Genomic DNA, 14,516 nt, shown 5'->3' with positions numbered 1-14,516 from the left:
AACTCAACGCTTTCGTTTCACATTTCATGATCCAATATCGCTGTAGATCTGATGTTTGTGCTTTGATTAAATTTACTGTGGGTATTGGCTCCATGACCAAATCATAAATGGAGCAGTTCATAATGTTTTTTATACTCAGTTTAATTATTCTATTTATAACACTCTGGGCTATTTTTTATTTTGAATTCTCAAGAACTTCTGGGGCTATCACACTCACAGTCGTATCTATTTTAGTCGCGTTGATCAGCCCTTGGTCGCTGATACTCGGTATTCCTTTTATCCTAATTTCATTGATTGTCAGTATTGATACGTTAAGGATGAAATTTATTACACAACCTGCCTATAAAGCTCTAGCCAATGCAATGCCAACAATGAGTAGTACGGAGCGTGAAGCATTGGATGCAGGAACCAGTTGGTGGGAAAAAGAATTATTTATGGGGGCACCAGACTGGAAGAAATTTGATCAGTATCCGTACCCCACGCTGTCTGAAGAAGAACAATCATTTATCGATCATGAAGTTGAACAGCTCTGCCAGATGCTGGATGAATGGGATATTCATCATCATCGTAAAGACCTCCCTGAAGAAGTTTGGTCATTTATTAAATCCAAAGGTTTTCTGGGTTTAATTATCCCTAAAGAATACGGCGGTAAACAATTCAGCTCATTTGCTCAAAGCCGTATCATGAGTAAGATTGCCTCACGCTCACTTACCACTGCTGTCAGTTGTATGGTGCCTAACTCTTTAGGTCCAGGAGAATTACTCTTACACTATGGTACTGAAGATCAGAAGAATCGTTATTTACCAGGTTTAGCAAAAGGTGAAGAGATTCCATGTTTCGGTTTAACAAGCCCTGAAGCAGGTTCAGATGCAGGTGCTATTCCTGATACAGGTGTGGTTTGTTATGGTCAATTTGAAGGACAAGAAGTTCTTGGCCTAAAAATGAATTTTTCCAAACGTTGGATTACACTTGCCCCTGTTGCTACGGTGGTCGGTTTAGCTTTCAAATTATATGACCCTGAAGGCTTACTAGGTGATAAAAACAAAACTGAATACGGAATCACATGTGCCCTATTACCAGCTGATCATGAAGGTGTGATTGTAGGAGCACGCCATAATCCAGGTTCACCATTTATGAATGGTACCGTGGATGGTAAAGATGTCTTCATTCCGCTAGATTGGATTATTGGTGGTGTAGAAAATGCAGGTAAAGGCTGGCGTATGCTAATGGAATGTCTGGCAGTTGGCCGCGGTATTTCTCTTCCAGCATTATCAACAGCTGCAGGTGAAATGTGTTATTTAAATGTCGGCGCCTTTGCTCGTGTCCGTCAACAATTCAAAATTTCAGTCGGTAAATTCGAAGGTGTTCAAGAGGTTTCAAGTGATATCGCTAGCGATACCTATATGCTTGAAGCTTTCCGTTACTTAGTCACTTGTGGTTTAAACCAAGGGGGTAAGCCCGCAGTTATGACCGCAATGGCAAAATACTACGCAACTGAGACCATGCGTAAGATTGTTAATCATAGTATGGACATTGTGGGCGGCCGTGCTATCCAAATGGGTCCTCGTAACTTCTTGGCGCTCATGTACCAAGCGATCCCTGTTTCGATTACTGTTGAGGGTGCCAATATTCTGAGTCGCTCACTGATGATTTTTGGTCAAGGTTCGATGCGTTGTCATCCCTATTTATTTGAAGAATTACAACTTTTACAAGCAGAAAATAAAGATGCAGCCTTAAAAGAGTTTAATTACATTCTTTATAAGCATTTCGGTTATACATTCAATCGAACCGCTAAATCATTTGCTTATGGTTTTATAGGTGGATCAACAGAAGGCTCAGCAAAAGCGGATGATTTCAGTCGCCCCTACTACAAAACCATTAATCGTTTGAGTGCTAATTTTGCCTTAGTCGCAGATATGTGCTTAGGCCTCCTTGCAGGTGATATCAAACGCAAAGAAATGCTGTCTGGACGATTAGCAGATATGCATTCACACTTATTTATTGCGACTGCAATTCTTAAATTTTATGAAAATGGTCAACGTACTGAAGCTGAACAACTGCATGCTAAACTCGCACTTGAGAAAGCATTATATGCATCTCAAGAAGCGTTCTATGGTCTGTTTGATAACTTCCCTGTAAAAATTGCCGCAAGTTTAGTCAAACTTATTTGTTTCCCTTTTGGTCGTCCTATTACTCAACCATCGGATGCCTTGAAACTTAAATTAGGTGAACTAATTCTTCAGGAAAATGCTTTCCGCAATGAATTAAAAAAACATGTCTTCTATAGTACTGATCCCGATGATGTCAATGGGCGCATGGAGTCTACATTCCAAATGTTGCTTCAAATTGAGGAATTATGGAATAAGTTTAAAAAGGCTGAATCCAAAGGCCAATTTACAGGTCTGACTTTTGAAGAGCACATTGAGTCTGCTCTTAATGACAAGTTCATCACTCAGGCTGAAGCAGATCAGTTACTTACGTATAACGCTAAACGTTTTGACAGTATGTTGACCGATGTTTTCGATACTGAACTTAACCAGAGTTTAGAACTTGAGAACCCTCACGCTCAGGTGTTGTCAAAATCTACACAATACTAGTCACTCAATTGCTTCTGAAAAAACGATCCTACAGGGTCGTTTTTTATTTTTCATTCCACTTTTTATATTTCATTCCACTATGGTGTTATAGAAAACAACATCAAAATAAGCGAAATTAAATGAAAACAAAATAATGAATCTTTATTCATTTTTTATGATGATGTGATTACAACTAATAAAATAGCTGTCATTAAATTTTGAACATATGAAATTGACACGCATTTGAATCATATAAACTACAGGACAAGGATCAACGCTATGAGTCAAGAAATCGTATTAGTTGCAGGTAGCCGTACCGCTATGGGTAGCTTTCAGGGAGGACTTTCAAGCTTAACAGCCCCGCAACTTGGTGCTGAAGTCATTAAAGCCGTACTTGACCAATCTAAGCTTGCTGCAGACCAACTAGATGAAGTGATTATGGGCTGTGTTTTACCTGCGGGATTAAAACAAGGTCCTGCTCGTCAAGCGATGCGAATTGCAGGTGTACCAGATCATGTAGGTGCAACAACGATCAATAAAATCTGTGGGTCTGGCATGAAAGCCGTGATGCAAGCTGCAGATGCCATTAAAGCTGGCTCGGCAAATATTATTGTCGCTGGCGGAATGGAATCCATGTCGAATGCACCTTATCTCATGGACAAAGCACGCGCAGGTTACCGTATGGGACATGGCAAAGTGATTGATCACATGTTCCAAGAAGGTTTGGAAGATGCTGAAACTGGCTATTCAATGGGTATTCTTGCTCAAGAAATGGCAGATAAGAAAAACTACACACGTGAACAACAAGACGATTTCGCGATTCGCTCCTTAACTCGTGCTCAGAATGCGATTCAAAATAATTATTTCAAAGATGAAATCACCCCCGTTACAGTAAGTTCACGTAAAGGCGATGTCATCGTTGCCCAAGATGAAAATCCATTTACAGCAAAAATTGATAAAATTCCTACGCTACGCCCAGCATTTGCTAAAGACGGTACAATTACTGCAGCCAATGCCAGTTCAATTAGTGATGGTGCATCAGCATTTTTAGTGACTTCTGCTGAACTCGCAACAGCAAAGGGACTTTCAACTTTAGCAACGATTAAAGCTTACGCAACGCACTCTCAACACCCATCAGAATTTACCATCGCACCTGTTGGTGCAATAGAAAAAGTATTAAACAAAGCGGGCTGGACTGTTGAAGACGTGGATTTGTGGGAAATTAATGAAGCGTTTGCGATGGTGACCATGGCAGCGATCGATGCTTTTCATTTAGATCCTGAAAAAGTGAATATCCACGGTGGAGCTTGTGCACTCGGACATCCATTGGGGTCATCAGGTTCACGAATTATTTTGACTCTCATCCATGCATTAAAACGCTTAGGTAAAACAAAAGGTGTTGCCGCACTTTGCATTGGTGGTGGAGAAGCAACTGCGATTGCGATTGAAATCCCAGCTTAATATTTATGCTATAGCGCATCTCAAGATGCGCTTTTTTTATGAGGAAAAAAATGTCAAAACAAGATTATGAAAATGGTTTAAAAGTTCGTACAGAAGTGATGGGAGAAACTTTTGTCAAACGTGCACAAGACAATACAGTTCCATTTACTCAACCACTTCAAGATTGGATTAATGAGCATGCATGGGGTTCAACTTGGCAACGTGAAGGCGTTTTACCGCGCAAGTATCGTTCGTTAATCACGATTGCATTTTTAACAGCCCAAAAAAGCCCAACAGAACTTAAAGGTCATGTACGTGGCGCTTTAAACAACGGCGCAACTGTTGAAGAAATCCAAGAGGTTCTTTTGCACAGCTTGCCATACTGTGGTGCTCCAGCTACCCAAGAAGCATTTAGAGCCGCGTTAGAAGTCATTAATGAATATCAACAAAGCTAATCTCATTGAGCATTCATAGATAAACCGCTTAATCTACATTAAGCGGTATTTAAGGTATTTCGACGGTAGATTTAACTTAATTCAATTTTAGATTGATGTTCAAGCACCTGAACCACAGCTGAAAAATCAGAATCTTGGGCTTTCACTTTTTCAATTTGCATATACTGATTTTGTATAAGTTGCATCGTTGGCAAATCCAAAGCTTGCTCTTGAATTAGATCGGTCGCAATTCCAATATCCTTTTGTAAAAGATCTAAGGAGAAGGTTTTTGGAAATGCACGACTCAAGACACGTTGCGCCATAATATTTTCAGACATTGAACTTTTACCACTAGAATGATTAATACAATTCAATGCACTATTCAAATCTACTCCTTTTGACTTTAATACCGTCAATCCTTCTGCAAGTGCCCATAGATGGGTTGCCATCAACGTATTATTCACCGCTTTAACAGCAAATCCAGAACCACTCTCCCCGACATATTCAATTAATCCTGCAAATGCATGAATAATCGGTTTTGCACGCTTATAAGCATCGAAATCACCCCCAACCATTACCGTCAGTGTCCCTTTTTCAGCACCTATAGTTTGCCCAGAAACGGGGGCATCTAAATATTCAACACCATTAAATTTCAACTGATTTGCAAGTTTTAAAGCACTTATAGGTACACCACTGGTACAGTCGATCCATACGCTCCCCTTGACCGGAGGATTTTGAGCAATAAGCTGTTCGACATCTGCACTGGTGGGTAAGCAAGTGAAAATAAAATCTGCTTTCACTGCTTGATCGACAGAGGTCGCTTTAGTACCAAATGTTTGTGCATGTTCTTCTGCTTTTTCAAAATTACGGTTCCAAACTAAAACTTCAAATCCTAGTTTTGGTAAATGGCTCGCCATGTGCCATCCCATAGCACCTAAACCGATAAATGCAATTTTCATTTTTAATTTCACCTTAAATTTGAGTGTTAGGGAGTGCCGTTGCTTCTGCTGAATGCGGTTTGTTTTCGAGCTCTACTGTTTGCGCATTCTTATCTTCTCGATTTAAGAAAAGATTCAATAAAATAGCCGCTAATGTTGCAGTCCCTATTCCACCCAAATCAAAATGGCCAATTTGTAAACTATAATTGCCTGTCCCCATAATTAAGGTGACAGCAGCAATCAACAGAGTACTGTTTTTGGTAAAATCTACGCGGTTGTCCACCCAAATTTTAGCACCGGCCACTGTAATCAGACCGAAAACAACAATCGAAGCTCCCCCTAATAATGCGACAGGAATCGTACTAATAACCGCGCCAAATTTTGGTGATAGACCTAGCAAAATTGCAAATACGCCAGCAAATAAAAATATGGTGGTCGCATAAATTTTGGTTACCGCCATCACACCAATGTTCTCAGCATATGTCGTCATTCCTGTTCCACCCACTGATGCAGACAAGGTCGTACATACACCATCTGCAAAGAAACCTCGTCCCATATATGGTGAAAGATTACGTCCAGTCATTGCAGATACCGCTTTGAAATGTCCTAGATTCTCTGCAACTAAGATGATCGCTACGGGAGCAATAAGCAGCATGGCATTAAATTCAAACACTGGCGCATGAAAAGTAGGTAAACCGAACCAAGCTGCCTCACTGACTTTAGTAAAATCGATCGCTGTACCAAAACCCAAAACATTGGTGAGTAAAAAATAAATAAAGTAAGAAGCCACTAAGCCAATGAGCAATAACAATCTACGGATCATGCCCTTAGTAAATACGGCGATTACACTAATACAAATAATCGTGATTAGAGCCATCCATGAATCAAACTGATTAGCAGAGACACTTTTGATCGCCACTGGCGCTAAATGCAAACCAATGATCATCACAATTGCTCCAGTCACAATTGGTGGCATCAATTTTTCAATCCATGCTGTGCCAGTTTTCATCACGATCAAACCGATCAAGGCGTACAAAATACCGCATGCAATGGTACCGCCAAGTGCTAAGCCTAAGTTTGGATTTAAGCCAACACCGGTATAACCAGTGACTGCAATGACTGCTCCAATGAAAGCGAAGCTCGAGCCTAAATAGCTCGGCATACGCCCCCCAGTCATTAGGAAAAATAATATTGTCCCAATACCCGTAATAAACATTGTAAGATTCGGATCGAAACCCATCAGTAAAGGGGCAAGTACTGTTGCTCCAAACATTGCAAATGCATGCTGCAGCCCCAATACCATACTTTTACCTGGCGGCAAGTACTCATCTACTTGAACTGCGGTCGTGTCTAGATTTCCTTGGAAAGGTTTAAATTTTGGAAACCATGTTTCTTTTGTGCTCATCGACCTTCTCCTGATCAAGCATGCTGTTTTAGACCATTGGAACTGGCTCGCAATATGCTCGGTTAAAATACATGAGGGCTTTTTCACCCGCTTGCTGTTTCATCCCCTTTACATGGCAGAACAAAACATCATGACTGCCTACCGATAAACTTTGTACGACTTCACAATCAAAACTCACTAGCGCACCTTCTAAAATAGGTGCACCTGTGACTAATGTTGACCAGTCCCCCTTTTCGAAACGTTCTGCCATTGGAGTTTTACCCCCAAACACATTCGATAAATGCTTTTGACTACTGCTTAAAGTATTGACACACAAAACCTGATTACTTTTAAATGTTTCAAATACTGATGCTGATCGATTTAGACATACCAGCAATGTTGGTGGCGTATCTGTCACACTACATACAGCTGAAGCTGTGAAGCCAGCTTTTCCTGCTAGACCAGCTGTAGTAATGACATTGACAGCTGCACCTAAATTCGACATTCCTTGTCTAAAAACCTGTTGGTCAATGTTGAGTGTGGCACTCACTGCCTCGGGTAAATTGATTGATTTCACATTTGCATTCATAGTGTTCTCCATCCCTCATCGCCTAAACAGTCAGGGAGGGACTCATAATAGGTTGATGAAAGCTTTCAAATTAAACATGAGCAATCGAAGCAATTTCGATGAGTGCATCAGGTTTGACTAATCCTGTTTGAACACAATAACGAGCTGGTTCTGCATTCGGAAAATATTCGGCATATACTTCATTCATTGCAGCGTAGTTTGCCCAATCTGTCAGAAAAATATGATTGAAAGTAATGTCTGACATTTTTCCGCCAGCAGTTTCGATGACCTTCTTTATTGTTTCAAGGACATGGCGTGTCTGTGCTGCTACGTCTCCAACATGAACTACATTGTTGTTTTCATCAAAAGGCAAAGTGCCTGAAACATAGACAATGTTGTCTGCTTTAGTTGCTGGCGAATACGGTGCGAGTGGCTTACCTGAACCCACTGGAATAATGACTTCTTTTGACATGACTTATTTCCTAATTTTAAAATTTATAAATATCTATGCGCTTTCAGCGAGTGTTGGTTGATCTGCAAAACTACTGACAAAACTTTCTGTATCCGACACCCATCCAAAGAAGGTTTTTATGTTGTACATACTTGCGACATGGGCTTCTTTTGGCCCTGCTTGATGACAGGCATCGTCTAAAGCCACGCCAAAATATTCTAGAAAGAAGCCATCTCTGAGCGTCGATTCAACGCATACATTGGTCGCGATACCAACAAAAACCAAATTACGAATTCCACGCACTCTGAGCATGCTGTCTAGCGCTGTGTTAAAGAATCCACTATAACGAGGCTTTTCAATCACAATATCTTGAGGAGCTGGCACCAACTCATCAATCAACTCAAAATCCCAATCCCCTTTTGCTAACAATTTGCCTTGTAGCTCAGGACGCTTACGCATGGTCTTCAGTGCATTTGATTTATGAAAGTTTGGTGAATCAATACCACCTGCTTCACGATATTGATTATCCCAACCGTTTTTGAAATAGATCACTTGAATACCAGCATCATGTGCTGCAGAAACTGCCTTTTTAATATTTTCAACCACAGGTTTTGTCGTCGACACATCAAACCCAGCAAGATCTAAATAACCACCTTTTGACGTATACGCATTTTGCATATCAATCACGATTAATGCTGTTTGCTCAGGTGCAAGCACAATATTTTCCGGTTCGGCTTTGAGTTTTACACCCGTACCCGCTTGTGCAGTAAATCCAGCTTCAACGGTATTTTCTAAATGACTCATGCGATTTTCTCCAACACAGGTTCTGAACTCATTCCTTCAACCACAACATGTTCACGACATTTCATAAGCGGCTGAATCCGTTGTCCAAAACTTTCAACACCTTTAACAAAATCATCAAATGTCAGTAAAATGCCTTCAGTTCCTTTTACCTCGCTAATCTCATCTAGCATTTTTGCGATAGTTTCGTAAGAACCCACTAACGTCCCCATATTGATGTTGACTGGTGATACTGATGAAGCCATTTGACGAATATTAGTATCTGCACCAGATTTAGTATCCTTTCCGCCTTGATTCATTAACCAGTTGATCGCTTCAATATCAGCGCCATCGTTATAATGTTGCCACTTCGCCATCGCTTCTTCGTCTGTTTCAGCAGCGATAATCATGAACAAAACGTAGGTTTGAACATCACGACCCGTAATATCTGTTTTTGCTTTTAAACGATCGTTGATTTCTGCATATGCTGTTGGTGTATTAAGCCCTTTACCAAAAACAAAATTGTAATCAGCGTGTTGAGCAGAAAATTCCAAACCTGTATCCGATTGACCAGCGCAGATAATTTTCATCTCTGCTTGCGGGCGTGGGCTAACTCGGCAATCATCCATTTGGAAATGGTCACCTTTAAAATCAGATTTACCTGTTGCCCATAATTCACGCAGAATTTGTACGTATTCAGATAAGTATTCGTAACGCTTTCCGAAATATTCATCACCGGGCCACATGCCCATTTGGGTATATTCTGGCGCTTGCCAACCTGTGACGACATTTAGGCCGAAACGACCATTCGAAATTGAATCAATCGTAGATGCCATGCGTGCAACTATGGCAGGCGGCATCACTAGCGTCGCAGCTGTTGCATAAATTTTTATTTTGCTGGTGACTGCAGCAAGACCCGCCATAAGCGTAAAAGTTTCAAGGTTGTGATCCCAAAACTCAGTTTTACCCCCGAAACCACGCAGCTTGATCATAGACAATGCAAAGTCAAAACCGTAATGCTCTGCGCGTTGGACAATTTTTTTATTTAACTCAAAACTTGGTTTGTATTGAGGAGCATTTTCTGAGAGTAACCAGCCATTATTTCCGATCGGACAAAAGACACCAATTTTCATATCTAACACTCCTAATTTAACGATCAGTTAAATTTGATTTAGTAGGATTAAGCTTTCGAGCTTGTATTAGATATTTAGCAAATGATGTGCCAATTATTATTTCATTATATATTACAACAACTTAATAATCTTATATTTTACCTTATGATAAATTAATCACATAATCCCAATACCCATTACTCCTAAATAACGTCATAAAAAAGTGCACAAGATGTTCCAAAAAAATACCATTTGGTAAAATAATTAAAAAACCCACGATCTCAATCGTGGGTTTTTATATGCAATTGAAAAGTTTCAAATGCTAGAGTGATCGAAGAAATTGAATAAGTGCCTGATTAGTGATATTTGGCTCAGTCACAGTAGAAGCATGTGCACCTACATCAAAAATTGAGCATTGTGCATGTACAAAATTTTTCTGAAGATCAAGAGTCTTATGTACTGGAACCAAGAAATCATCACGATTTGCAATCAAGTGAATTGGAGTTCGTTGAAGTGCGGTGATATGTTCATTCGTTATTTTAAATTCCTTTAAAGCCTTCAGACGTCTCAGTACATTCTCTTTTGGTGGAAAGTTTCGGAGTTGATTATTTTCTGCTTGTTGTATTTGATCGATATTAACAGAGATCCATACAGGTGGATAAAGAAATAATGCTTGAGCTCTAACATATGCCTCTGCACCAGCATTTTGTAATAACGATTCTCGAGCTTCAAAACATTTGAGCGTATGTGGATCTAGTGAGTCCCACGCATTAATACTGGTCAAACTCAACATTTCCAATTTTGTATTTTGAATTAAAACGGCTAACTCCGCTCCAATATGCCCACCTAAAGCATGACCGATAAAATGGAATTCATCGATCTTTAGATCCTCTAAAATCTGTATCACTTGTATTGCCATATCGGTCATTGAATAAGTTGGTGCTAGTAATGCAGCATCTGCATGACATCCTTGTTGATCATATGTAATGACATGAAAAAATTGAGTCAATATATCTAATTGAGGATGCCAAAAATGTCCATGCCCTCCTAACCCTGAAGATAACAACACAAATTGAGCATCAGGATTAGCTTTGCAGTAAAAAACTTGATACGTCATAAATTTTAACTATCGATAAAAAAATATCTACAACTCTTCTGCAATTAACATGCCCAAGCTAATTCAATAAAAAAATTTATTTCTAAAATGCTAAATTTATAATTCTAAAGATAAACAATAATTGTTATCATTTACAATAATTACATACACTCACACTTTCTTACTTTTATGAACAGTACAGAATTCGAACTACCAGGCGAGTTAACACTTGGGAATCAAGTAAAAAAAACTCGTAAGACTACTCAATCAGTTTCTATTAGTTATCGCCTGATGGTGCTCTATCGTTTTTTATTGGCGGGTATTGGAGGTTATTTGCTTGCATCCCTCTCTGCTATCGTGATTGCACAAACATTTAGCACATATCAATCTAGCGCAGCGATGTCAGCAACGCTCATTGCTTTCTGTTTACAGTGTGCAGCGTTTATTTGGGTTTTTATGGTTCACAAAACCAGAAAAGCTACACTGGGCATCGTCTTACCTAGCCTTGCTTTATTTCTCATCTATAAAATCATGGGGAACTAATTCATGAGAAGTGATGCCAAAGCTGAAGGCCCACGCCAGTCTATGTCATGGTTACATACTTGGGCTAGTTTGATACTAGGATGGTTGCTGTATGCCATCTTTGTAACCGGTACTTTGAGTTTTTTCCAAGCAGAAATCAGCACATGGATGAAACCCGAGTATCACCAATCGATTCCAAGCCGATCTCAACTTGAGCAGACGCAAGTGGCTCTGCAATATTTGCAGAATAATCATGCTGATGCAGGGAGCTGGGGAATTCAATTACCCAATGCTCGTCAAAATTACACCACACTGAATATCCGGAGTGTCGGAGAAGATCCCAATGCTCGTCGCGGTGGTGAACGTGTGACGATTGACAGTGCCACAGGTGAAGTATTAGAAGCACGTGAAACCCGTGGTGGTAGTTTTCTGTATCGTTTCCATTTTGAATTATACGGAATGCCACGTATATGGTCACGTTGGATTGTGGGCATAGCAACTATGTTTATGCTTGTTGCAATTATTAGTGGCATCATCACCCATAAGAAAATCTTTAAAGATTTCTTTACCTTTAGAACAGGTAAAGGACAGCGTTCTTGGTTAGACGCACATAATGCAACAGCTGTATTCGCACTTCCCTTTCATATCATGATCACTTTTAGTGGTTTACTTTTATTATTGTTTACCATCATGCCGTGGGGGGTACAGCAAATTTATGACAATCGTGGCGCCTTTCTACAAGACCAACGAAAATCCTTAATTCAAAATCCAGCAGAACCACAAGGGCAGACTCGTACTGATCAACCGCAAGGAAATCAGCGCTCAATGATGAATGCTCGTACAGAAATTGAGGCTCGTGGTACGCAGTCAGCATCAAATGAACATACTAACAACATGGATGGTGAGAGAAAGAATCGAGGTGAAAGTCGACGTACGCGCAACCAAGATCGAAAAGCTGAACCTGCACCACTTACAGATATTGCTCCGATCCTCACTCAAGCTGAAGCGAAGTGGAAAAACAATCCGATTGGTTCGATCACAATTAAAGCACCAAATACATCGAAGGCGACCATTGAGTTACGTGCTTTACACGGCGCAAGTATCGCTCATCGTGGCGTATATGAAACTTTAGACTTCAATGGTGTGACAGGTCAAAACATTACAGATGATTCCGCTCAACTCAAAAATCCTTCTATTCCCAATGGCATTTACAATGTTGTCACTGTTCTACATGAAGCACGAGGAGTTGATTTAGCCTTACGTTGGATACTCTTTTTTTCTGGTATCGTTGGCACGCTAATGGTCGCAACAGGATTAATTTTATGGTGCGTCAAACGTGCACCTCAACAAGCGAAACAAGGTTATAAATCCTTTGGGTATCGTACGGTCGAGATTACCAACATCGCTGCGATTATCGGCTTACCAATTGCTTGTGCAGCTTATTTTTATGCAAACCGTTTTATCCCTATTGATATGGAAATGCGTTTAAACTGGGAAATCCGTACATTCTTTATAGTGTGGCTCTTCACACTGGTTTATGCTGTTTTTCGCACCCATCGCCAAGCTTGGCTTGAATTACTGAGTCTCGCTACCCTGCTTTTTGCTTTACTTCCGCTTTTAAACTTTATCACAGGTGGTCAACCTTTATGGCGTTCTATAGCTCACGGTCAATGGGTTATCGCTTCGTTCGATCTGGCGATGCTAGTTTTAGCAGTAGTTTTTTATTTTGCACTTTACAAAGTTCAAAATCATCAAGGAACTCCATTAAAAAAGAGTCAAGTTTTACCTAAGGTAGAGGGGTAATCACCATGAGCTTTTTTCTCCTCATTTGGGCAGTTTGTACTTTAGGTTTTATAGGTTTAGCCAGTGCAATGCAAAAGCATCAAAAACAAATTTTTGGTCAAACATTGAGTATTAAACACCAGAAAATAGCCTCAATGGTTGGATGGGGATTCCTGTCGTTAGGGCTTATCCTCTGCATGAGCAAAGGACAAGTCAGTAATATGATGAGTTATTGGGTTGGTGTACTGACATTCGCTGCGCTTTTTGTTGCACTTTGTCTGACCTATTTTGAGTCACAAATAAAAAAAATCATTTTGGGCGTATCCTTTATTGGATTCATTAGCTTGATCTTCTCAATCATTTAATACTTTACTTGATAAAAACCGACCCATATTTCATTTCAATATGGGTCGGTTTTTTTCTTCTTAAATTAGCTTTAAACGTGAATCATGCTGAAGTTCTAGCAATTCAAACGTATAATCAACCTCATTTATTATGGCGATTAAGGATCGGTACGCATGGAACTTCGACATTTGAAATATTTCGTCTCAGTTGCCGAAGAACTTAATTTTACGCGTGCTGCAGAAAAACTCTTTATAGCGCAGCCCTCTTTAAGTCAGCAAATTAAAGATCTTGAAGCGGAGTTAGGTACATCCCTGCTGATTCGTAAAAGCAGAAGCTTATCGCTCACAGAGGAAGGAGAAACTTTTTTAAAAGATGCACGTCATATCTTGAAACTTGCTCAAGATGCCAAACACAAGATTCAAATCATGGCGAATACCAAGAGAAATAAATTAAATATTGGCTTTTTACCTGTGGCAGAAATGAAAATTTTTCCCTATGTCATGCCTATTATTCGTGCACAACAGCCTGATTTAGATATTCAATTTCATAGTTTGAGCTGTGTACATCAAATCCAAGCACTTCGTGATCAAAAAATTGATGTCGCATTCACTCGCCAATGTATCGATGATGAGCATATTACCTCTATCGAATTGTTCAGTGAGCCTCTGATCTTGCTGATTCCTCGTCATTCAGCCCATGCGCATTTAGACTGTATTTCAAAACAGGATTTAATTGCCCAAAAATTTATCATGAGCGAGGAAACTGCCTCACCGATTTTGTTCCAAAAAATTCAAAACATTTTTGAAGCTCTAAATACATCTATTCAAGTTGCTCAATACTCGAGTAACATTTTAATGAATATTAATCTTGTAGCGATGCAAGTCGGTTGGACCATTGTTCCAAAATATGTTGAAAGCTTGCTCAGTGAAAATGTCTTAATTAAATCAACTGAAATCGATTTACCGAATATCAGCTTATATTTGAGTTTCAGAAAGCAAGATCAAAGTAAGCATTTGCAAACTGTCAAAAATATTCTTAGCCAACACTTTCATTGTCATATTTTTTAAAAATTTGAACGCTATTTTAAA

The 14,516-nt window shown here is 39.7% G+C and carries 14 protein-coding genes; 7 read left to right on the top strand and 7 right to left on the bottom strand.

Annotated elements, in window-relative coordinates; genetic code table 11:
• Positions 1 to 122 precede the first annotated feature (122 nt).
• The 3 genes from AC1M9L_RS03240 to AC1M9L_RS03230 all read left to right on the top strand — a co-directional run bounded on the left by AC1M9L_RS03240 (position 123) and on the right by AC1M9L_RS03230 (position 4,471).
• The gene (locus AC1M9L_RS03240) at positions 123 to 2,597 is read left to right on the top strand and encodes an acyl-CoA dehydrogenase (protein WP_481591320.1); all 2,475 of its coding nucleotides are present in this window, start codon (positions 123 to 125) and stop codon (positions 2,595 to 2,597) included.
• A gap of 258 nt (positions 2,598 to 2,855) precedes the next feature.
• Positions 2,856 to 4,037, top strand: a complete 1,182-nt coding sequence (locus AC1M9L_RS03235; protein ID WP_481588487.1) for a thiolase family protein — start codon at positions 2,856 to 2,858, stop codon at positions 4,035 to 4,037.
• A 50-nt stretch (positions 4,038 to 4,087) separates the two neighbouring features.
• On the top strand, positions 4,088 to 4,471 hold the full coding sequence (locus AC1M9L_RS03230) for a carboxymuconolactone decarboxylase family protein (RefSeq protein WP_179998434.1): 384 nt from the start codon (positions 4,088 to 4,090) through the stop codon (positions 4,469 to 4,471).
• A gap of 71 nt (positions 4,472 to 4,542) precedes the next feature.
• Here AC1M9L_RS03230 and AC1M9L_RS03225 read toward each other — a convergent pair whose 3' ends face one another.
• From AC1M9L_RS03225 to rutD, 7 genes are all read right to left on the bottom strand, one after another.
• Positions 4,543 to 5,409 carry an NAD(P)-dependent oxidoreductase gene (locus AC1M9L_RS03225; RefSeq protein WP_481591319.1) on the bottom strand — a complete coding sequence of 289 codons (867 nt, stop codon included), beginning with the start codon at positions 5,407 to 5,409 and terminating at the stop codon, positions 4,543 to 4,545.
• Between the two features lie 13 nt (positions 5,410 to 5,422).
• Positions 5,423 to 6,793, bottom strand: a complete 1,371-nt coding sequence (gene rutG, locus AC1M9L_RS03220) for a pyrimidine utilization transport protein G (protein WP_481591318.1) — start codon at positions 6,791 to 6,793, stop codon at positions 5,423 to 5,425.
• A 28-nt stretch (positions 6,794 to 6,821) separates the two neighbouring features.
• A complete protein-coding gene (gene rutF / locus AC1M9L_RS03215; protein ID WP_257219888.1) occupies positions 6,822 to 7,361 on the bottom strand; it encodes an NADH-dependent FMN reductase RutF in 540 nt (179 codons plus the stop codon).
• 70 nt (positions 7,362 to 7,431) lie between these two features.
• Positions 7,432 to 7,812 carry a pyrimidine utilization protein C gene (gene rutC / locus AC1M9L_RS03210; RefSeq protein WP_481591317.1) on the bottom strand — a complete coding sequence of 127 codons (381 nt, stop codon included), beginning with the start codon at positions 7,810 to 7,812 and terminating at the stop codon, positions 7,432 to 7,434.
• A 33-nt stretch (positions 7,813 to 7,845) separates the two neighbouring features.
• Positions 7,846 to 8,595 (bottom strand): pyrimidine utilization protein B, encoded by a 750-nt coding sequence (gene rutB / locus AC1M9L_RS03205; protein WP_035265662.1) that lies wholly within the window; start codon positions 8,593 to 8,595, stop codon positions 7,846 to 7,848.
• Positions 8,592 to 9,704, bottom strand: a complete 1,113-nt coding sequence (gene rutA / locus AC1M9L_RS03200) for a pyrimidine utilization protein A (protein ID WP_481591316.1) — start codon at positions 9,702 to 9,704, stop codon at positions 8,592 to 8,594. The genes rutB and rutA overlap by 4 nt, the downstream gene beginning before the upstream one ends.
• Positions 9,705 to 10,005: 301 nt before the next feature.
• A complete protein-coding gene (rutD, locus tag AC1M9L_RS03195; RefSeq protein WP_481591315.1) occupies positions 10,006 to 10,800 on the bottom strand; it encodes a pyrimidine utilization protein D in 795 nt (264 codons plus the stop codon).
• A gap of 168 nt (positions 10,801 to 10,968) precedes the next feature.
• On the opposite strand from rutD, the gene AC1M9L_RS03190 reads away from it, so the two are divergent.
• The 4 genes from AC1M9L_RS03190 (at position 10,969) to AC1M9L_RS03175 (ending at position 14,495) form a co-directional block, all read left to right on the top strand.
• On the top strand, positions 10,969 to 11,322 hold the full coding sequence (locus tag AC1M9L_RS03190; RefSeq protein WP_481591314.1) for a hypothetical protein: 354 nt from the start codon (positions 10,969 to 10,971) through the stop codon (positions 11,320 to 11,322).
• A gap of 3 nt (positions 11,323 to 11,325) precedes the next feature.
• Positions 11,326 to 13,104, top strand: coding sequence for a PepSY-associated TM helix domain-containing protein (locus tag AC1M9L_RS03185; protein WP_481591313.1), 1,779 nt, complete (start codon positions 11,326 to 11,328; stop codon positions 13,102 to 13,104).
• Positions 13,105 to 13,109: 5 nt separating this feature from the next.
• Positions 13,110 to 13,448, top strand: coding sequence for a DUF3325 domain-containing protein (locus tag AC1M9L_RS03180; RefSeq protein WP_092766011.1), 339 nt, complete (start codon positions 13,110 to 13,112; stop codon positions 13,446 to 13,448).
• 153 nt (positions 13,449 to 13,601) lie between these two features.
• Positions 13,602 to 14,495: a LysR substrate-binding domain-containing protein gene (locus tag AC1M9L_RS03175; protein ID WP_481591312.1), complete on the top strand. Its 894-nt coding sequence runs from the start codon at positions 13,602 to 13,604 to the stop codon at positions 14,493 to 14,495.
• Positions 14,496 to 14,516 lie beyond the last annotated feature (21 nt).

Source organism: Acinetobacter sp. ANC_7511 (assembly GCF_056779975.1).
Note: the sequence above shows the minus strand (reverse complement) of the source record. Positions and strands in the feature narration are given on the sequence as shown.

What these genes read in the sequence shown, in the direction of transcription:
- AC1M9L_RS03185 (WP_481591313.1), top strand. Translation starts at nt 11,326, where the DNA reads ATGAGAAGTGATGCCAAAGCTGAAGGCCCACGCCAGTCTATGTCATGG.
- AC1M9L_RS03180 (WP_092766011.1), top strand. Translation starts at nt 13,110, where the DNA reads ATGAGCTTTTTTCTCCTCATTTGGGCAGTTTGTACTTTAGGTTTTATA.
- rutG (WP_481591318.1), bottom strand. Translation starts at nt 6,793, where the DNA reads ATGAGCACAAAAGAAACATGGTTTCCAAAATTTAAACCTTTCCAAGGA.
- AC1M9L_RS03240 (WP_481591320.1), top strand. Translation starts at nt 123, where the DNA reads ATGTTTTTTATACTCAGTTTAATTATTCTATTTATAACACTCTGGGCT.
- AC1M9L_RS03190 (WP_481591314.1), top strand. Translation starts at nt 10,969, where the DNA reads ATGAACAGTACAGAATTCGAACTACCAGGCGAGTTAACACTTGGGAAT.
- rutA (WP_481591316.1), bottom strand. Translation starts at nt 9,704, where the DNA reads ATGAAAATTGGTGTCTTTTGTCCGATCGGAAATAATGGCTGGTTACTC.
- rutB (WP_035265662.1), bottom strand. Translation starts at nt 8,595, where the DNA reads ATGAGTCATTTAGAAAATACCGTTGAAGCTGGATTTACTGCACAAGCG.
- rutD (WP_481591315.1), bottom strand. Translation starts at nt 10,800, where the DNA reads ATGACGTATCAAGTTTTTTACTGCAAAGCTAATCCTGATGCTCAATTT.
- rutF (WP_257219888.1), bottom strand. Translation starts at nt 7,361, where the DNA reads ATGAATGCAAATGTGAAATCAATCAATTTACCCGAGGCAGTGAGTGCC.
- AC1M9L_RS03175 (WP_481591312.1), top strand. Translation starts at nt 13,602, where the DNA reads ATGGAACTTCGACATTTGAAATATTTCGTCTCAGTTGCCGAAGAACTT.
- rutC (WP_481591317.1), bottom strand. Translation starts at nt 7,812, where the DNA reads ATGTCAAAAGAAGTCATTATTCCAGTGGGTTCAGGTAAGCCACTCGCA.
- AC1M9L_RS03225 (WP_481591319.1), bottom strand. Translation starts at nt 5,409, where the DNA reads ATGAAAATTGCATTTATCGGTTTAGGTGCTATGGGATGGCACATGGCG.
- AC1M9L_RS03230 (WP_179998434.1), top strand. Translation starts at nt 4,088, where the DNA reads ATGTCAAAACAAGATTATGAAAATGGTTTAAAAGTTCGTACAGAAGTG.
- AC1M9L_RS03235 (WP_481588487.1), top strand. Translation starts at nt 2,856, where the DNA reads ATGAGTCAAGAAATCGTATTAGTTGCAGGTAGCCGTACCGCTATGGGT.